This window comes from Helcobacillus massiliensis, assembly GCF_033106145.1.
Classification (GTDB): Bacteria; Actinomycetota; Actinomycetes; order Actinomycetales; family Dermabacteraceae; genus Helcobacillus; species Helcobacillus massiliensis.
The window spans coordinates 925,752-943,081 of sequence record NZ_CP136959.1 but is presented as its reverse complement, the minus strand read 5'-3'; the positions used below and the strand labels follow the sequence as shown (position 1 = coordinate 943,081).

Sequence of the window (17,330 nt, the reverse complement as noted above, 5' to 3'; positions counted from 1 at the left end):
GAGCACCCCACTCTTCAGGAGGCCACCGTGCACTTCGTCGTCATGGGCTGCGGACGCGTGGGCGCCGCACTGGCCCAGCAGCTGTCCTCGATGGGGCACTCCGTGGCGATCATCGATAAGGACGAGAAGGCGTTCCGCCGGCTCCGCGACGACTTCGAGGGCACCACCGTCACCGGCCTCGGCTTCGACCGCCGCGTCCTCGCTGAGGCGGGCACGGATCGAGCGGCGGGATTCGCCGCCGTCTCCAGCGGCGACAACTCCAACATCATCTCCGCACGCTCTGCCCGTCAGCTGTACGGCGTGCGCACCGTCGTGGCGCGCATCTACGACCCGCGCCGCGCCGAAGTGTATGAGCGCCTCGGCGTTGCGACCGTCCCGACGGTCCGCTGGACGACCCGGCAGATGATGGACCGTCTCCTGCCGGGCTCCTCGCAGCTGGAGTTCCAGGATGTGACCGGGTCCGTCACCATGGTCACCTCCGGGTTCGACGCCTCTTGGGTCGGCACCCCGATCACGGAGCTGGAGGGGATGCTCACGGTCCGCGTCGGTTTCGTGACGCGGCTCGGTGAGGGCATGCTGCCGCAGGCGGGGATGCGCGTGCAGGACGGGGACCTGCTGCACCTGCTGATCGAGACGGAGCGCCTGCACGCGGTGGAGTCGATGCTGACCCACACGAAGAACATCGACGAAGAGGACAAGCTGTGAAGATCGTGATCGTGGGAGCTGGCAGCGTGGGCCGCTCGATCGCCCGCGAGGTCGCTGACGAGAACCGCACCGTCGTGTTCATCGACCAGGACGAGCCCCAGGCGGATCTCACCGACGGCGTGTGGGTGCAGGGCGACGCCGCCGAGCTCGACACCCTCGCTCAGGCCGGTGTGTCCGACGCCGACGTGGTGGTCGCCGCCACCGGCGATGACAAGGTCAACCTCGTGGTGTCGCTGCTGTCGAAGACGGAGTTCGGGGTGCCGCGGACCGTCGCCCGCGTCAACCATCCCCGCAACGAATGGATGTTCGACGACATGTGGGGCGTGGACGTCGCAGTGTCCACCCCGCGCCTGATGACGGCGATGGTGGAGGAGGCGGTGAGCGTCGGCCGCATCGTCACCCTCTTCTCGTTCGCGAAGACCGCCACGAACATGGTCGGGGTGACGGTGCCGGAGACCTCCCCGCTGGTGGGCCGAACGGTTGCGTCGATCAGCTGGCCGGCGGGCGCGGTGCTGGTCGGCATCATCCGCGGCGGCCGCCCGATGGCGCCGCAGCCGCGCGACGGCCTGGAGTCCCGCGACCAGCTGCTGTTCCTCTCCGAGGGCGGCGCCTCCACGGATGACCTGCAGTCCCTCGTTGTGCCGGAGGCGCTGGAGCACGTCACCGCGACGCTGCCGGTGGTGCCGGAGGATCAGGTCGACTGATCGGTGGGCGGCTGCTCCGCGCGGCCGAGCCGCTGCAGCAGCGCCCGGTGCATCAGGTAGATGAAGAACACCACGAGCGCGAACGCAGGCAGCCCCATCACGAGCTTCGCCGCCCCGAGCGCCTCGACCTGATCGGTGAGGTACAGCGGCGCCTGCACCGCCACCTTCGCGGCGAACAGGCCCGCCAGCACCAGTGTGGCGCGGCGGTACACGGAGCGGGCCGACGGATGCTCGCGCCAGTCGGCGATGCGCTGATCCAGCATCCCGGCGAGGACGCCGACGAGGGGCCACCCGGCGAGCACTGACGCCACGAGAACCGTGCAGCTGACGGCGTTGGTGATGATGCCGATGAGGAAGAAGTCGGAGCCGTCACCGGAGCGGACGGCGAGGACGGCGCTGGCGGCGACCGCGACCACGCCGCCGAGGACAGTGGAGACGGACTGGCGCTGCACGAGGCGCGCCAGCAGCAGCACGATCACGGCCGTGACGGCGGCCACCGCGGGTACGGTGACGTCGCGCGTGATGACGTACAGCACCACGAAGATGAGGGTGGGCAGCACGGACTCCAGGATGCCGCGCGGCCCGCCGATGGCGTCGGAGACGGAGAAGTCGTCCTGGGTGAAGGCAGCGCGCATGCCCTTCTCACTGCCGCGCTCGCTGACGGGCCGGTCGTTGTCGGGGGTCATGTTTCGAGCTCCTCATCGTCCGCGCCCAGGATGCTGTAGCGCGGGTTGTACATCACGGGCAGGCCGCCGCGCACGGCGGCGAATCCGCTGACCTCCAGGCGCACTCCGGGTGCGATGCCGGTGATCTTCTCGCGGCCCAGCCAGAAGACGGTGATGACGCCGGTGCCGTCGAACAGCTCCACCTCCACGGCGGGGGTGGCGTGCGCGGGCCGCACCACGAGGGAGGAGATCACGCCGCGCAGGCGGACTTTGTCGCGCCCGTGGATGGAGGCGATGCGCTGGTGGCGGGAGGGGGCGTCCGCGGGCCCCGTCGGCTGCTGGGCCGACGGGTTCAGGAGCCGCTCGAGCCACCTGAGCACTAGCGGGTCTCCGCGATCGCCGGCCCGGGCTGGATGTGGGCGACGTCCGCGTAGGGATTGCGCTCGGTGGTGTCGGTGGTGGCGCCGGGCATCGACAGTTCAATGACTTCGGTGGGCGCCATCGGTCCGCTGCCGCGGACCACCACGGTGGAGCGGATGATCCGTTCGACGTCTTCGCGGATCTCATCATCGCGCAGCGCCTGACCGGAGACGACGGCGCGCAGCATCCACCGCGGGCCGTCCACGCCGATGAACCGCATGGGGCGGTAGGTGCGGGCCTGGGAGTTCTCCGACGACACGGGGATGCGGGCGTGCAGTTCGGTGCCGAACTCGCCCTGACGGGTCTCCGTGGTGGCGTCCTGGGCGGTCAGCGAGGCGCGCAGACGACCGCGGACGTCCTCCCAGAGGCCACCGCGGCGGGGCGCGGCGAATGCCTGCAGCTGGATCAGAGTGTCTCGGTAGACGAGGTTGAGGCCGGTGAGGCGACGGGTCTCGCGTTCGGCGTCCACGGAGATCTGCAGGCCGTCGATCGGCAGGACCTGCAGGCCGCCGAAGTCGATGCGGGCCTGGCCCTCGGGGGCGTCGGCGATGTCGAACGGACCCGCCGGCATCGGCTCGGTCGCGGGCGCGTCCGTACCCGCGTCGGTCGCCGTCTCCTCAGCGGCCGCAGCGGGGTCGGGGGCCCCGTCGGCCTGCGCGGGCTGCACGAAGGCGTCACTGGCCTCAGCAGCGGTCTCGTCCTTCTTCCTGCGGGAGAAGAGTCGCTTCACTTGGTGTCCTCGCTTCCTTGCGCGCCGAAGCCGCCGGATGATCCGAAGCCGCCGACGCCGCGGCCGGCGGACTCGCCGAGCGCGTCCACCTGCTGGATCTCCGGGATGATGATGGGGGTGACCAGCAGCTGGGCGATGCGGTCGCCGCGCTGGATCTCGAACGCCTCGCGCGGATCGGTGTTGACCAGGGCGACCTTGAGGGGGCCGCGGTAGCCGGCGTCGATGATGCCGGGGCCGTTCAGCACGGTGATGCCGTGCTTCGCCGCCATCCCGCTGCGGGGGCACACCAGGCCGACCGTGCCGGTGGGCAGGGCGATCCTCAGGCCCGTGTCCACGAGGGCGCGGTCGCCGGGCTCCAGGCGGACCGCGTCAGCGGCGCGCAGGTCGAGGCCCGCGTCGTCGGCGTGGGCGCGGCTGGGCATGAGCGCGGGATCGCTCGCGGCGATCTGCAGACTGGCTCGGTCATCGGGTGCACACATGTGCCCAGCCTATCGCCTGGATCTCCCCTCTCCGTTCCGACTTCAGTGCAGGCCCGGTGGTGGGTGATGATGGAGGAATGAACGATGACCTCTTCCGCGAACGCCTCTCCCCCGGCCCCGTCCCACTCATCGCGGGCGCTGTGTTCGGTGCCCTGCTGGGGATGATCCTCACCGTGCTGTCCACTGCAGCGGGTCTGGCCGTCGGCATCGCCGGCCTGATCGGTGTGCCGGCGATCCTCATCCTCACCTCCCCCGTGGTGCGGGTGACGCGGGAGGCTCTGCACGCGGGCCCGGCGCACATCAGCACGGACCTGCTGGGTGAGCCGGAGGTCCTCGACGCCGAGCGGATGCGCCGCGTGATGGGACCGGAGATCCGGCCCGACGCCTACCGCTGCACCCGCGGCTGGATCCGCACCGGCCTGCAGGTGCCGATCCTCGATGAGGAGGACCCGGCCCCCGCATGGGTCCTCTCGCTGCGCAGTCCGGAGGAGTGCCGCACTGCAATCCTGGCCGCTCAGCGGCAGGGCGCCTGAGAGCGCGGCACCCCGGGAACGACGACGGGCGGCCACCGCCGAGCACATGCTCGAAGTAGGTGGCCGCCCGTCGTCTGATCCGGTGCCGTGCGCCGGAGGGGCAGGGTGCGCGCTCAGGCGGCGGCGCACTCCTTGCAGATGATCATCTTGCCCTCGAGGTGGTCGATCTGACTGCGGTGCTTCACCAGGAAGCAGGAGCCGCAGGTGAACTCGTCGGCCTGGCGGGGCAGCACGAGGACGCTGAGCTCCTCGTTGGAGAGGTCGGCACCGGGAAGCTCGAAGCCCTCGGCCGCTTCGGCCTCGTCCTCATCCACCTCCGGGGAGGAGTTGTCGTTTCGGCGGCCCTTGAGCTCCTCGATCGAGTCCTCCGAGGAGTCCTCATCCTTCTTGAACGGGGCGTCGTAGTCAGTTGCCATGAGTGGATCCCATCGACGGTCTCTGCTGAACTTCGCGCGGGACCACCGGGTGCTCACGCGAATCTGGGGTAAACGCGAAGGATTATTGCACCCGGGGAGGGTCTGCGCAAATGGTTCGGATCGGCGGCTTCTCGGGTGTGGCGCGGCCCTCCGTGCGGGCCCTTCGACCCCGGTCGCGGCGAAGCGGCTGAGTGTTGTCCGCACAGGATGGGCGGGCCGACCCGTATGATCGTGGGGCACACGGCCAACGGAAGGACAGCAGATGCGCGAGCTCACTCTTCACGGACTCCACGATGACGGGGAGCACCTCGTCCTCAACGATTCCGACGGGGCTTCGTACCTGCTCACCATCGATGAAGCGCTGCGCGCCGCTGTGCGCCGCGACCGCCCCGCCCTTGGCCTGATCCAGGCCACCGAAGCGTCCTCGGTCCGGCCCAAGGACATCCAGGCGATGCTCCGCTCCGGTCACACCGTGGAGGAGATCTCGGAGATGTCGGGCCTGGCCGCCGAGGACATCCGCCGGTTCGAGGGCCCCGTGCTCGCCGAACGCTCCTACATGGCCCGCCAGGCGCAGCAGTTCCACCTGGGCCGCGGCTCCTCCGACAAGCTCGGCGAGGTCGTCACCTCTCGTCTGCATGCCCGGCGCGTGGAGCAGGAGCCGAACTGGGATGCGTGGCGCCGCCCGGACGGCACCTGGACCCTGCTGATGCAGTTCTCCGCGGGCTCCCGTGCGCGCACCGCGCAGTGGCAGCTCGATGTTCCCAACCGCATCGCGCATGCGGAGGACGACGAGGCGCGCTGGCTGTCCGATTCGGAGGAGGCGATCGCCGAGGACCAGCCGCGCACGCGCCTGCGCGCTGTCCGCAACCAGGTGTTCGATGTGGAGGCCGCAGACCGCGGACTCGGCCGCGGCGGTGCGGCCGACGTCCCGGCCCCGGTGCGCGGTCAGCATCCGTCGGCCCAGCAGGGCGCCGCCGGCCAGGCGCGCCCGCAGGGTCAGCAGGGCCCCCGCCCCATCACCGATGAGGAACTGGACCGCATCAACGCGCAGCGCGGAGTCCGCCCGGTCCCGCAGGCTCAGTCCGATGCTCCGACCCCGGGGGCCGGGGGAGGCTCCGAGAGCTCCGCGTCCGCGTCCTCTCCGTGGGTGTCGCTGACGGAGTCGGATGATCTGCCGAGCCGTGACACCGGTGAGGACCTCGGCACCATGCCGACCGATGACATGTCCGCGATCACCGCACCCGATGACCTGGACTCCGATATCGACCGCGCCCGCGCGCAGCGCGACGCGGCCACTTCCGCGGACGTGCCCACCCCGGTGCATCCGGCGCACACCGCTGATGACGACGCCGCCGCGGAGTACGCTGCGGAATCCGCCCGCTCCGAGCATGCGGATGCCGACTCACAGGAGGATCCGGACGGCGACTCGGGCTCCGGCCACAGCAGCAGCGACGAGTACGACGGTGACGATCACAGCAGCGATGACAGCGGCAGCGCCGGCGCCGATGAGGACTCCCAGGAGTCCGAGGACGAAGGTCTGAGCACGGAGGATCTCGAACCGCTGCCTGGGTTCGAGAAGCCGAAGAAGAAGCCGGAGAAGAGGCGTCGCGGCCGCTCATCCATCCCGAGCTGGGATGACATCGTGTTCGGCACGAAGGACCGCTGAGCCTCACCCGACCGGCCCGCTGGGCCCCGTCAGCCCAGTCGGATCAGTGGGATCTCCAGCTCCGCAGAGCTGAGCGACCCGTGCACTCCGCGCTGATCGAGGACCGCGCTGCTGACGAATCCGCTGTGCGTCAGCAGCGTCGCCCCGTTCGCCCAGACCTGCAGGTCGCCGAGCCGTTCCAGTGCGTGCGGCGCTGCCGTGCTCGCCGGCCCGAGCAGACCACAGGTGAGCAGCTCCTCGCGGGTCATCACCCAGCCGCGCTCGGCCACTCGGTCCTGGAGCCGTGCTGCGACCACGTCGGGATCCTGATCGCCGTGCAGGCGCAGTGTCAGGGCTCGGGGCTCCCCCGCCACAGCCCGCACCGCCGGGCCGACGCCGTCGATCTCGGCGAGGTCCAGCACCTGGGATCGGTTCGCGGGCACCATGCCGTGGTCGGCGGTGATCGTCACGCGGACGTCATCGCCCGCGGCGCGCAGCAACGCACCGATGGCCTGGTCGGCGTCTTCCAGGGCCTGCAACCAGCGCGGTGATCCCGGGCCGTCGTTGTGGCCGGCCTTGTCGACCTCCGCCAGGTGCACGTACACCACGCCGTTGCCGTGGGCGCGGCGCAGTGCCCGCTTCACGGCGGCGAGCCGCTGGCCGGAGCCCTTCAGTTCGATGAACTCCCAGCCGCGCTGCATCACCTCGGTGAGGAAGCTGCGTCGGTACCGCGCCGGCCCCACCTGTCCGGCGTACCGGCCACTCCGCTTCGCGGCCTGCCCGAGGTTCTTCAGCGGCATCCATCGCTCGGGCAGGATTCCGGGCGCGCCCGTCAGCTGCGAGATCGCCCGGTCACCGCCGTCGGTGCCGGGCGCTCCCGCGAACACGGTGTAGCCGAGCACTCCGTGCTGCAGAGGACTGAGACCCGTCAGCATGCTGGCGAGCACGGCGGCTGTGGTGGAGGGCGCGGTGGTCAGCACCGTGTCGGTGTGCGGGGCGAGGCGGCGCAGGGTCGGGGTGTGCGCTCGGTGCTGCTCCAGCAGCTGTGCGCCGAGGCCGTCCACGAGGATGACGAGGTCCAGGCCCGTCCGGGCGCCGTCGTCACCGGTGACGGCGTTGTGGATCGCAGCGGCAGCGGGCGGCAGGGCCCCGTCTCTCCCCCACCCGGCGGGGGTGATCAGCCCGTCCGGGCGGGTCATGCGGTGACGAGGTTGAGGTCGTCGAAGAATTCGAGGGCACGGTCGATCGCGTCGGGGCCGTCGACGATCGCGGACACCCGCAGCGCGAGGTCGGAGGGGCCGATCGTGCCGGTGTAGCCGTGGTCGGCGTCGCAGTTCGGGTCGTCGCACCAGGCGCGCTCCAGGTCGACGCGGCGGGTCGCGCCCCAGGAGATGCCGATGGTGATCTCCGCCTGCGAGTCGCTGACGACGCCGTCGCCGCTGGTGTTGTAAGCCTGCGCGAGCCCCATGTTGTGGATGCGTTCGTGGCGGATCCGTTCGGTGCCGACGATCACCTGGTTCGGGTTGAGCGTGTCCTCGGACTCGTCATCGAGGTGCAGCACGATGAAGTGACGCGGCGTCAGCAGCAGCACCGTGAGGTGCCGGCGCACCTGCGGGCCGTCGAACGTGGTGGCGGGGTGCACGAAGAAGGAGGTGACCTCGTGCCTGCTGGCGGCGCGTTCGAGGGCGGCGAGGGCGGTCTGCGGGAAGTACCCGGCGCGCTCGATCTGGTCGATCAGGGATGCAGGCAGAGTCATGCCCTCCAGTGTAGGCCGTGCTGCACCGGGGCCGCAGAGCCGGTTCAGGAGCTCGGCAGCAGGGTGCGGCGCAGGGAGTCCAGTCGGTTCGGTGTGCGCTGCACGGTGACGGCGGCGTCGATGACGCTGACGCCGTCGGAGCCCACCATGACGGGGTTCAGCTCCACCTGCGCGAGCGAGGGGTGCTGGTGGATGAGAGCGGCGGCGCGCACCAGCAGGTCCTGCAGGGCGGGGGTGTCGGGCCGGTGGCCGCCGATCGTTTCGAACAGTTTGCCGGCGGCGGCGGGCCGACGGATCAGGGCGAGCGCCGATTCGGGGGTCAGCGGCGGGATGCCATAGGCGATGTCGCCGAGCCGGGAGGTGGCATCGCCCGCGATGGAGAACGCCAGCACCGGCCCCAGTGAGGGGTCCTCACGCATCGTCAGGACGGTGGAGACGCCCGGGGGCGCCATCGCCTGCACAATGAAGGAGTCCGCGGCGGCGGGCAGGGTTCGGCGCATGTCGGCGAGCACCGCATCGAGGTGCTGCGGCGAGGTGATGTCGAGGCGGACTCCGCCCAGGTCGGTGCGGTGGCGCAGGGGCCCGTCGGCGAGCTTCAGGGCGACGGGGTAGCCGATCTCGTCCGCGGCGGCACGCGCCTCTTCGGGACCGGTGGCATGCACGGACGGGAGCACGTGGATGCCGTAAGCGCCGAGCAGCTCCGCGGTGTCCTCCGCATCGAGGCGGACGGGCTCGTCACCGAGGTGCCGGGTGATGACGGCGCGGGCAGCAGCCGCATCGGTGCCGTCCACCCGGTCGACCCCGTCCAGCACGGTGATGCGCCGCTGGGCGAACCGCACCAGTCCCCAGACGGCGCCCATGGCGCGTGAGGGGATGGAGAACACCGGCGGCATCGACGCGGACTCAGCGGCCGCTTCCCGCAGGGGCCGCATCCGCTCCTCGGGCGCCACCACCACCATGACGACCTGGACTGCGCTGTTGCGGGCGAGCACTTCGATCTCCCGCGCCACCTCCAGCAGGTCCCCCACCATGGGGTCGAGGATGCCGACCACGATGATGTCCGCGTGACCCGGCCCCGCCATCGAGGTGAAGGCGCGCGGGATGAGGCGCCGGTCCGCACCGACGGGGACGCGCAGGTTCTCGTGCGCAATGCTGAGGCCCAGGTCTTCGGCGGCGCCGCGCAGGGCCGCGCCGAGGCCCGGCGAGTTGGACAGCAGGCCGATGCGGGTGCCGTTCACGGTTCCTTCGCGGGCGAACACGTCCACCATGTCCATGAGGTGGTCCACGGTCTTCGCCTGGATGACGCCGGCGGCCTCCAGCAGCTGGTCGAGCGCTGCGCGCGGCAGAGCGGAGGGGCGCACCTGGTGCCCGGGCGGGGCCTGGTCGTCCACACCGGGCGGGCGCAGCACCAGCAGCGGCTTCACCTGCGCGATGCGGGAGGCGATGCGGGTGAACTTGCGGGGGTTGCCGACGGATTCCAGCGCCACTGCGATCAGGTCGACGCTGGCGTCGTCCTCCCAGTGCTGGAGGGTGTCGTTGAGGGAGAGGTCGGCGCGGTTGCCGGCTGAGACGAACTCGTGCAGCCGCACACCCCGCTCGTCCGCGGCGGCGAGCACCATCGCGGACAGGGCGCTGGACTGGGCGGCGAGCGCCACCGCACCCGCCTGGCCGGTGCGCGGGATCAGGGACACGTTCAGGGGATTCTCTCCGCCGTTGCGGAAGAAGCCGAGGGTGGCGGGCCCGAGCAGGCGCAACCCGTGCGCGCGCACCGTGGCGACCAGCTCCCGCTGCAGCTCGCGGCCGCGCTCCGCCGCGTCGGCGAAGCCACCGGACAGCACCACGATGCCCTGCACGCCTGCGGCGGCGAGGTCCGGCACGATGCGGATGCACTTCTCGGGGCTGATCGCCAGCACCGCGAGGTCCACGGGCCCGGGCACGTCCCGCACCCGCGCGTAGGCGCGCAGACCGGCGATCTCCCACGCCTCCGGGTTCACCGGGTGGACGGGACCGTCGAAGCCGGAGTCGAGGATCGCGCGGATCACGCGGGCACCGATGCGGTCCCGCTCACGGCTCGCACCCACCACCATGATGGACGCGGGGTGCAGCAGCCGTTCCGTGGTACGGGCCTCGGCGCGTCGCTCCCGTTCGGCGATCACTTCGACGCTGCGCGCGGTGGGGGTGATCGCGAAGTCGACCTGGAAGACACCGTCGTCATAGGTGCGGCGGACATCGAAGCCGGCATCGGCGAAGACGGACAGCATCTGCTTGTTCTGCGGCAGCACCTCCGCCACGAACGTGGTGATGCCGTTCTCCAGCGCCGCCGCTGCCAGATGCTCTAGCAGGATGGAGCCGAGGCCCCGACCCTGCAGGGAGTCGGCCACGTTGAACGCCACTTCGGCCTCCGTCGGCCCCACCCGGTCGTAGCGGGCCACCGCGACCAGGGCCCCGGAGATCTCCACGATGAAGGCCACCCGGTTGACGTTGTCCACCTGGGTGAACGTCTCCAGATCGGAGGGACTGAGCTCCGGCTTCGCAGCGAAGAAGCGGAAGTACCTCGAGCGTTCGGACTGGCCGCGGTGGAACGTCTGCAGGGCATCCGCGTCGCCCGGGGTGATGGGGCGCAGATGGGCGGCGGACCCGTCGCGCAGGGGGATGTCCGCCTCCCAGTGAGCGGGATAGGCGGGCTGTCGGCGGCGCGCTGAGCCGCGAAGACGTCCAAGGGCCATGATGTGATCCTACGCCGCCCGGGCCTGCGCTCCCGTGATTCGGGCCCGGCGTTTGCTTGAATGGTGGCCATGGCCCGCACACGCTCTGAAAAGACGCCGCCTCCGATCAAGGAGAACATCCAGGACATCGATGTCACCAGTGAAATGGAGACGTCGTTCCTCGAGTACGCGTACTCGGTGATCTACTCGCGCGCCCTGCCCGATGCGCGCGACGGTCTGAAGCCGGTGCAGCGCCGCATCCTCTACATGATGGATGAGATGGGGCTGCGGCCGGACCGCGGGCACGTGAAGAGCCAGCGCGTCGTCGGCGAGGTGATGGGCAAGCTCCACCCGCACGGCGACTCCGCCATCTACGACGCCCTCGTCCGCATGGCGCAGGACTTCTCCATGCGCCTGCCGCTGGTGGACGGCCACGGCAACTTCGGCTCCCTCGACAACGGCCCGGCCGCCGCCCGCTACACGGAGGCGCGCCTCGCCCCCGCCGCCCTCCTGATGACCTCGTCCCTGCATGAGGACGTGGTGGACACCGTCCCCAACTACGACAACCAGCTCACCCAGCCGGAGGTGCTGCCCGCGCAGTTCCCGAACCTGCTGGTCAACGGCGCCGCCGGCATCGCAGTCGGCATGGCGACGAACATGGCGCCGCACAACCTCGTGGAGGTCATCGCCGCGGCCCGCCACCTGCTGGAGCACCCGGATGCGACCCTTGAGGACCTGATGCGGTTCGTGCCCGGCCCCGACCTGCCGACGAGGGCGAAGATCGTGGGCCTGGACGGCATCCGGGACGCGTACCGCACCGGGCGAGGCTCCTTCCGCATGCGCGCCACCACCACGGTGGAGAACATCACCAGTCGCCGCAAGGCGATCGTGGTGACCGAACTGCCGTACCAGGTGGGCCCGGAGCGGCTCGCGGAGAAGCTGCGGGATGCGGTGCAGCGCAAGCGCGTGCAGGGCATCACCGACTACCAGGACTACTCGGACCGCAGGAACGGCATGCGCCTGGTGCTGGCGCTGAAGTCCGGTTACAACCCGGAGGCGGTCCTCGCCCAGCTGTACAAGCACACGCCGCTGGAGGAGTCCTTCGGCATCAACAACGTGGCCCTTGTGGAGGGCCAGCCGCGCACCCTCGGCCTGCAGCAGCTGCTCGAGGTGTTCATCGCGCACCGTCTGGACGTGGTGCGCCGGCGCACCGAATTCCGCCTCGGTCGTCACAGCGACCGCCTCCACCTGGTGGAGGGCCTGCTGATCGCGATCCTCGACATCGACGAGGTCATCCAGATCATCCGCTCCTCCGACACCTCCGAGGAGGCCCGCACCCGCCTGATGCAGATCTTCGACCTGTCGGAGATCCAGGCGGAGTACATCCTGGAGCTGCGGCTGCGCCGCCTGACGAAGTTCTCCCGCATCGAGCTGGAGTCCGAACGGGACGAGCTTCTGCGGGAGATCGAACGCCTCAAGGAGATCCTCGGCTCCGATGCTCTGCTGCGCCAGCTGGTGTCCAGCGAGCTCGCTGAGGTGGCGAAGGAGCACGGGACGGCGCGCCGCACCATCCTGCTGGATTCGGAGGCCGCGCAGGTGGATCCGAAGTCCCTCGACCTCGAGGTGAAGGACGAACCCTGCCAGGTGGTCCTGTCCGGAACCGGCCTGATCGCCCGCATCCCCGCGACCGACACCGACGACCCGGCCGCCACACCCGCCGGCGCCACCCGCTCCCAGCATGACGTGGTGGTCGCGCGAGTGCGCACCACCACCCGCGCCCTCATCGGCGCCGTCACCTCCACGGGCCGCCTGCTGCACGTCAACGTGGTGGAGCTGCACGCGCTGGCCCCGTCGGCCGGCTCCACCTCGATGGCCGGCGGCACCCGCCTGACCGACCTGGTCTCCCTGGAGAAGGGCGAACGCGTGGTGGGCCTGGTGCGCGTGGACGAGGACGACACGCAGCGCGGCGGCGGAATCGCCCTCGGCACCCGCGGCGGCGTGGTCAAGCGGGTCTCCCCCGCGTTCCCGAAGTCCGACGGGTTCGACATCATCTCCCTCAAGGACGGCGACGAGGTCGTCGCAGCTGTGGACATGGAGGACGATCAGGACGTCCACCTCGCGTTCATCACCTCCGACGCCCAGCTGCTGCACTTCCCCGCCTCGGGGGTGCGGCCGCAGGGCCGCGCCGGCGGCGGGGTCGCCGGCATCCGGCTGGCCGACGGGGCGGAGGTCATCGGGTTCAGTGCGTTCACCATCACGAAGGACGCCGCCGTGGTGACGATCTCCGGCTCCTCCGGTGCGCTCGCAGACGTCCAGACCGGGTCGCTGAAGGTGTCCGACGCCGCTGACTTCCCCGCGCGCGGCCGCGCCACCGCGGGAATGCGCTGCCACCGGTTCCTGCGCGGTGAGGACGTCCTGCTGAAGGGATGGGTGGTGAACGCCCCGGCGATGGCGTCCAGTGACGCCGGTGCGCCGATCGACCTGCCGTCCCCGATCGCGCGGCGCGACGGCTCCGGCTCCCCCACCGCGATCCCGATCGCTGCGGTGGGCCCGGGCACTGCGCTCTGAGCGGGGACTCTCAGGAGGCGCGCAGTGTGACGACGACGAGTTCGAACGGGTTGTTCAGTCGCAGCGGCGCCACCGAGTTGCCGAGTCCGCGCGAGATGATCATCGCGGTGTCCCCGGAGGTGTGCATACCCGCCGTGTAGGGCGGCAGCACCTCCCCTCCGGGACCGACGAGACCGGTCTGGTCATCGCGCTTCGGCGCCGTGGGCACACGGATGAGACCGCCGTGCAGATGCCCGGACAGCACCAGTTCCGCGCTGACCGTGGATGCCGTGTACTCCGGGAAGTCATCGGGACGGTGCGCCAGCAGCACGGTGAACGTCTCCGGGGACGTCTGCAGCTTCGCGAGGTTGCTGCGCGTCACCACCGTGTGGTCCTGGTGCTGTGCGACTGTGCCCCAGTCCATGTTGGGGTCGTCGATGCCGGCGATCTCGATCGCCTCACCGTCCCGTTCGATCCGCTGCACGTCATTGCGCAGAACAATGACGCCGGCGTCCTCCAGGCGCTGCAGGAACTCATCCACCTGGGGATATCCGGCTTCGTGGTTGCCGGTGATGAAATAGGTGGGCGCCACGTCGGCGAGGTCCTTCGCTGTCTGCACCGCGAGCTCCACCTCGCCGGGTGTGGAGTCGGCACTGATCTGGTCTCCGGTGATCGCGATGATGTCCGGATCGGCGTTCTGCACCTCGGCGATGAGCTTCCGGTTGCCGGAGCCGTGCTCGAAGGCGTGCAGATCGGACACCTGCGCGATGGTGAACCCGTCGAACGCGGCAGGGACGGGGCTGTCCTTCGATGCGGACGTGACCTCGAAGCGGGTGGTGGACAGGCTGACCGTGTTGTCGTACACGAACCAGCCGGTGACGGCGACGGCCAGCACCAGCAGACCTGCGAGGACCACGGAGACGCAGCTGCGTCGGCGGTTGCGCCTGCTCATCGCACCTCGTGGCCGGCCGCAGCCAGCGCGCTCTTCACACCGGCGATCTCCACCTGGCGGAAGTGGAAGACGGATGCGGCGAGGACAGCATCGGCCCCCGCCTCCACCGCGGGCGGGAAGTGCTCGGCACTGCCGGCACCGCCGGACGCGATGACCGGGACTGTGGTGGCGCTGCGCGCGAGGCGGATCAGCTCCAGATCGAAGCCGTGCTGGGTGCCGTCGGCGTCCATGGAGTTCAGCAGGATCTCCCCCGCACCCCGCTCGGTGACCTCGTGGATCCATTCGATCGCATCGATGCCGGTGCTGCGGCGGCCGCCGTGGGTGGTGACTTCGAAGCCGGAGCCGGTGCGCGCGGGACCGTCGGGGGTGTCGTCGGTGACGCGGCGGGCGTCGATCGACATCACGAGCACCTGGGATCCGAAGCGGTCCGTGATCTCACTGATGAGGTCGGGTCGGGTGATGCCGGCGGAGTTGACGCCGACCTTGTCCGCCCCGGCGCGCAGCAGACGGTCCACGTCCTCCACGGAGCGGACCCCGCCGCCGACGGTCAGCGGCACGAAGACCGTCTCCGCGGTGCGGCGCACCGTCTCCATCATGGTGTCACGGCCGCTGCTGGTGGCGGTGATGTCGAGGAAGGTGAGCTCGTCAGCGCCCTGCGCGGCGTATTCGGCGGCGAGCTCAACGGGGTCGCCGGCGTCGCGGAGGTTCTGGAAGTTCACGCCCTTGACCACGCGGCCGGCGTCGACGTCCAGGCACGGGATGACTCGGATCGCGAGGCTCATGCGTCGATCCTCTCCATCGAGAGGTCGTCGGCGCCCTCCACGATGAACTGCTTGCGGGGCGCCACTTCGGAGCCCATCAGCAGTTCGAACACGCGGTCGGCGGCTTCGGCATCGGAGATGGTGACGCGGCGCAGCAGACGCTGGGAGGGATCCATGGTGGTGTCCGCGAGCTGGTCGGCGTCCATCTCACCGAGGCCCTTGTACCGCTGGATCGGCTCCTTGTACCGCTTCTTGGAGCGTTCCAGCTTCTTCAGCAGGGTCGTGAGCTCCGCTTCGGAATAGGTGTAGACCAGTTCGTTCTTCTTCTTTCCGCCGTGGATGATCTCCACCCGGTGCAGCGGCGGCACCGCGGCGTAGATGCGGCCGGCTTCCAGCATGGGCCGCATGTAGCGGTGGAACAGGGTGAGCAGGAGGGTTCGGATGTGGGCGCCGTCGACGTCGGCGTCGCTCATCATGATGATCTTGCCGTAGCGGGCGGTCTCCAGATCGAAGGTGCGGCCGGAGCCGGCGCCGATCACCTGGATGATGGCGGCGCATTCGGCGTTCTTCAGCATGTCCGTGATGGATGCCTTCTGCACGTTGAGGATCTTGCCGCGGATCGGCAGCAGGGCCTGGAACTCGGAGTCGCGGGCGTTCTTCGCGGTGCCGAGCGCGGAGTCGCCCTCCACGATGAACAGTTCGGAGCGTTCGATGTCGGTGGAGCGGCAGTCGGCGAGCTTGGTCGGCATCGTGGAGGACTCCAGAGCGTTCTTGCGGCGCGAGACCTCCTTGTGCATGCGAGCCGCCACGCGGGCGCGCATCTCGGAGACCACTTTGTCCACCACGAGGGCGGCCTGCTGCTTCTCCTCCCGCTTGGTGCTGGTGAGGAAGGCGCCGAGCTCCTGGTCCACGACCTTCGCGACGATCTGCCGCACAGCGGGGGTGCCGAGGATCTCCTTGGTCTGGCCTTCGAACTGGGGCTCTTCGAGACGGACGGTGACCACGGCGGTGATGCCGGCGAGGACGTCGTCCTTCTCGATCTTCTCCTTCTTCGCGTTGAACTTCACCCGGCGTGCCTGCGCCTCGACCGCGGAGCGGATGGTGCGGGTGAGGGCGAGTTCGAAGCCCTGGATGTGGGTGCCGCCCTTGGGGGTGGAGACGATGTTGACGAAGGAGCGGACAGTGGTGTCGAAGTCGGTTCCCCACCGCAGGGCGATGTCGACCGCGCATTCGCGCTTGACGTCCTTGGACACCATCTGGCCCTTGGAGTCGAGGACGGGGACGGTCTCGGTGTACTCACCGGAGCCGGACAGGCGGATGATGTCGGTGATCTTCTCGTCCTGCGCGAGGTAGTCGACGAACTCGCTGATCCCGCCGTCGTACTGGTAGGTGGTGGATTCGGGCTGTTCGGGGGCGCGCTCGGGCCGCTGGTCGGCCACGGTGAGGGTGAGGCCGGGCACGAGGAATGCGGTCTGGCGGGCGCGGCGCTGGATCTCGTCCAGCGTCACGTGGGCGCCCTTGATGAAGATCTGCGGGTCCGCCCAGTAGCGGACGCGGGTGCCGGTGACGCCGCGCTTCACCGTCCCGATCTCATCGAGGACACCGGGGCCCTTCGCGGGGGTGAACTCGGCGGCCGGGTCGGGGTCCGACGGGTGCCCATCGGCGAAGGTGCCGGGGACGCCGCGGGAGAAGCTCATGGCGTAGGTCCTTCCGCCGCGGTCCACCTGGACCTCCATGCGGGAGGAGAGGGCGTTGACGACCGAGGCGCCGACGCCGTGCAGACCGCCGGAGGCTGCGTAGGAGCCGCCGCCGAACTTTCCGCCGGCGTGGAGCTTGGTGTAGACCACTTCGACGCCGGTGAGGCCGGTGCGGGGCTCCTTGTCGATGGGGACGCCGCGGGCGGTGTCGCGCACTTCGATGGAGCCGTCGGCGTGCAGGATCACGCGGATGGTGTCGCCGTGACCGCCGAGCGCTTCGTCCACGGAGTTGTCGAGGATCTCCCACAGGCAGTGGGTGAGGCCGCGGGAGTCCGTGGACCCGATGTACATGCCGGGTCGCTTCCGGACTGCCTCGAGTCCTTCGAGGACCTGCAGGTTCCGCGCGTCATAGGAGGAGGCGCGGGAGCGGGATGCGGACGTGTTCTTCGTGGCGGCCATGGTCTCGATTCTAGGGATGTTCGCCGCTGGAGGCTGGGCGCGCCACGGCGGATGTGATGCGGGCCGACGGATGCCGCCCTCGTGTCGGGGTCCGACCCGGGGTGTTTGCGCGCAGAGCGAACCTCCCCACTGTTTCGGTGCACGGGGGCCGGTCAT

General features: G+C 70.1%; 16 protein-coding genes. 5 read left to right on the top strand and 11 right to left on the bottom strand.

What is annotated here, in order from left to right; all coding sequences use genetic code 11:
• The first annotated feature begins 27 nt into the window (after positions 1-27).
• Complete coding sequence (locus tag R3I40_RS04375; protein WP_239374362.1) at positions 28-705, top strand: potassium channel family protein; 678 nt, start codon at positions 28-30, stop codon at positions 703-705.
• Positions 702-1,409 carry a potassium channel family protein gene (locus tag R3I40_RS04370; protein WP_183374220.1) on the top strand — a complete coding sequence of 236 codons (708 nt, stop codon included), beginning with the start codon at positions 702-704 and terminating at the stop codon, positions 1,407-1,409. The genes R3I40_RS04375 and R3I40_RS04370 overlap by 4 nt, the downstream gene beginning before the upstream one ends.
• Here R3I40_RS04370 and R3I40_RS04365 read toward each other — a convergent pair.
• The 4 genes from R3I40_RS04365 to dut are packed head-to-tail and all read right to left on the bottom strand — an operon-like array spanning position 1,397 to position 3,703.
• The gene (locus R3I40_RS04365; protein ID WP_285261566.1) at positions 1,397-2,095 is read right to left on the bottom strand and encodes a DUF3159 domain-containing protein; all 699 of its coding nucleotides are present in this window, start codon (positions 2,093-2,095) and stop codon (positions 1,397-1,399) included. The two genes, R3I40_RS04370 and R3I40_RS04365, sit on opposite strands and share 13 nt — an antisense overlap.
• On the bottom strand, positions 2,092-2,454 hold the full coding sequence (locus tag R3I40_RS04360; RefSeq protein WP_239374364.1) for a single stranded DNA-binding domain-containing protein: 363 nt from the start codon (positions 2,452-2,454) through the stop codon (positions 2,092-2,094). Before R3I40_RS04360 ends, R3I40_RS04365 begins: the two co-directional genes overlap by 4 nt.
• Positions 2,454-3,224: a DUF3710 domain-containing protein gene (locus R3I40_RS04355; protein ID WP_259923102.1), complete on the bottom strand. Its 771-nt coding sequence runs from the start codon at positions 3,222-3,224 to the stop codon at positions 2,454-2,456. Before R3I40_RS04355 ends, R3I40_RS04360 begins: the two co-directional genes overlap by 1 nt.
• Entirely contained in the window at positions 3,221-3,703 is a 483-nt protein-coding gene (dut, locus tag R3I40_RS04350) for a dUTP diphosphatase (protein WP_259923104.1), read from the bottom strand. The genes R3I40_RS04355 and dut overlap by 4 nt, the downstream gene beginning before the upstream one ends.
• 77 nt (positions 3,704-3,780) lie before the next feature.
• Here dut and R3I40_RS04345 point away from each other — a divergent pair, with 77 nt between their 5' ends.
• A complete protein-coding gene (locus R3I40_RS04345) occupies positions 3,781-4,236 on the top strand; it encodes a DUF3093 domain-containing protein (protein ID WP_183374212.1) in 456 nt (151 codons plus the stop codon).
• 113 nt (positions 4,237-4,349) lie between these two features.
• On the opposite strand, the gene R3I40_RS04340 is transcribed toward R3I40_RS04345, so the two are convergent.
• A complete protein-coding gene (locus R3I40_RS04340) occupies positions 4,350-4,652 on the bottom strand; it encodes a DUF4193 domain-containing protein (RefSeq protein ID WP_183374210.1) in 303 nt (100 codons plus the stop codon).
• Between the two features lie 262 nt (positions 4,653-4,914).
• On the opposite strand from R3I40_RS04340, the gene sepH reads away from it, so the two are divergent.
• Entirely contained in the window at positions 4,915-6,318 is a 1,404-nt protein-coding gene (gene sepH / locus R3I40_RS04335; RefSeq protein WP_259923107.1) for a septation protein SepH, read from the top strand.
• Positions 6,319-6,347: 29 nt separating this feature from the next.
• Here the strand turns inward: sepH and R3I40_RS04330 are convergent, their stop codons facing one another.
• From R3I40_RS04330 to R3I40_RS04320, 3 genes are read right to left on the bottom strand one after another with little or no spacing between them, the layout of a single operon-like run.
• Entirely contained in the window at positions 6,348-7,496 is a 1,149-nt protein-coding gene (locus R3I40_RS04330; protein ID WP_317700116.1) for an alkaline phosphatase family protein, read from the bottom strand.
• Positions 7,493-8,053: a DUF5998 family protein gene (locus R3I40_RS04325; RefSeq protein WP_183374204.1), complete on the bottom strand. Its 561-nt coding sequence runs from the start codon at positions 8,051-8,053 to the stop codon at positions 7,493-7,495. Before R3I40_RS04325 ends, R3I40_RS04330 begins: the two co-directional genes overlap by 4 nt.
• 44 nt (positions 8,054-8,097) lie before the next feature.
• Positions 8,098-10,779, bottom strand: a complete 2,682-nt coding sequence (locus R3I40_RS04320) for a bifunctional acetate--CoA ligase family protein/GNAT family N-acetyltransferase (protein WP_285261565.1) — start codon at positions 10,777-10,779, stop codon at positions 8,098-8,100.
• Positions 10,780-10,848: 69 nt separating this feature from the next.
• On the opposite strand from R3I40_RS04320, the gene R3I40_RS04315 reads away from it, so the two are divergent.
• Complete coding sequence (locus R3I40_RS04315) at positions 10,849-13,326, top strand: DNA gyrase/topoisomerase IV subunit A (RefSeq protein ID WP_285261564.1); 2,478 nt, start codon at positions 10,849-10,851, stop codon at positions 13,324-13,326.
• Between the two features lie 10 nt (positions 13,327-13,336).
• Here R3I40_RS04315 and R3I40_RS04310 read toward each other — a convergent pair whose 3' ends face one another.
• The 3 genes from R3I40_RS04310 to R3I40_RS04300 are packed head-to-tail and all read right to left on the bottom strand — an operon-like array spanning position 13,337 to position 17,174.
• On the bottom strand, positions 13,337-14,257 hold the full coding sequence (locus R3I40_RS04310; protein ID WP_259923114.1) for a metallophosphoesterase: 921 nt from the start codon (positions 14,255-14,257) through the stop codon (positions 13,337-13,339).
• The gene (gene hisF / locus R3I40_RS04305; RefSeq protein ID WP_259923116.1) at positions 14,254-15,039 is read right to left on the bottom strand and encodes an imidazole glycerol phosphate synthase subunit HisF; all 786 of its coding nucleotides are present in this window, start codon (positions 15,037-15,039) and stop codon (positions 14,254-14,256) included. The genes R3I40_RS04310 and hisF overlap by 4 nt, the downstream gene beginning before the upstream one ends.
• A complete protein-coding gene (locus R3I40_RS04300; protein ID WP_285261563.1) occupies positions 15,036-17,174 on the bottom strand; it encodes a DNA gyrase/topoisomerase IV subunit B in 2,139 nt (712 codons plus the stop codon). Before R3I40_RS04300 ends, hisF begins: the two co-directional genes overlap by 4 nt.
• Positions 17,175-17,330: the final 156 nt, after the last annotated feature.

Bases quoted from the DNA above. Each gene is read 5' to 3' on its own strand.
- R3I40_RS04365 (WP_285261566.1), bottom strand. From the start codon at position 2,095: ATGACCCCCGACAACGACCGGCCCGTCAGCGAGCGCGGCAGTGAGAAG.
- dut (WP_259923104.1), bottom strand. From the start codon at position 3,703: ATGTGTGCACCCGATGACCGAGCCAGTCTGCAGATCGCCGCGAGCGAT.
- R3I40_RS04345 (WP_183374212.1), top strand. From the start codon at position 3,781: ATGAACGATGACCTCTTCCGCGAACGCCTCTCCCCCGGCCCCGTCCCA.
- R3I40_RS04340 (WP_183374210.1), bottom strand. From the start codon at position 4,652: ATGGCAACTGACTACGACGCCCCGTTCAAGAAGGATGAGGACTCCTCG.
- sepH (WP_259923107.1), top strand. From the start codon at position 4,915: ATGCGCGAGCTCACTCTTCACGGACTCCACGATGACGGGGAGCACCTC.
- R3I40_RS04330 (WP_317700116.1), bottom strand. From the start codon at position 7,496: ATGACCCGCCCGGACGGGCTGATCACCCCCGCCGGGTGGGGGAGAGAC.
- R3I40_RS04325 (WP_183374204.1), bottom strand. From the start codon at position 8,053: ATGACTCTGCCTGCATCCCTGATCGACCAGATCGAGCGCGCCGGGTAC.
- R3I40_RS04320 (WP_285261565.1), bottom strand. From the start codon at position 10,779: ATGGCCCTTGGACGTCTTCGCGGCTCAGCGCGCCGCCGACAGCCCGCC.
- R3I40_RS04315 (WP_285261564.1), top strand. From the start codon at position 10,849: ATGGCCCGCACACGCTCTGAAAAGACGCCGCCTCCGATCAAGGAGAAC.
- R3I40_RS04310 (WP_259923114.1), bottom strand. From the start codon at position 14,257: ATGAGCAGGCGCAACCGCCGACGCAGCTGCGTCTCCGTGGTCCTCGCA.
- hisF (WP_259923116.1), bottom strand. From the start codon at position 15,039: ATGAGCCTCGCGATCCGAGTCATCCCGTGCCTGGACGTCGACGCCGGC.
- R3I40_RS04300 (WP_285261563.1), bottom strand. From the start codon at position 17,174: ATGGCCGCCACGAAGAACACGTCCGCATCCCGCTCCCGCGCCTCCTCC.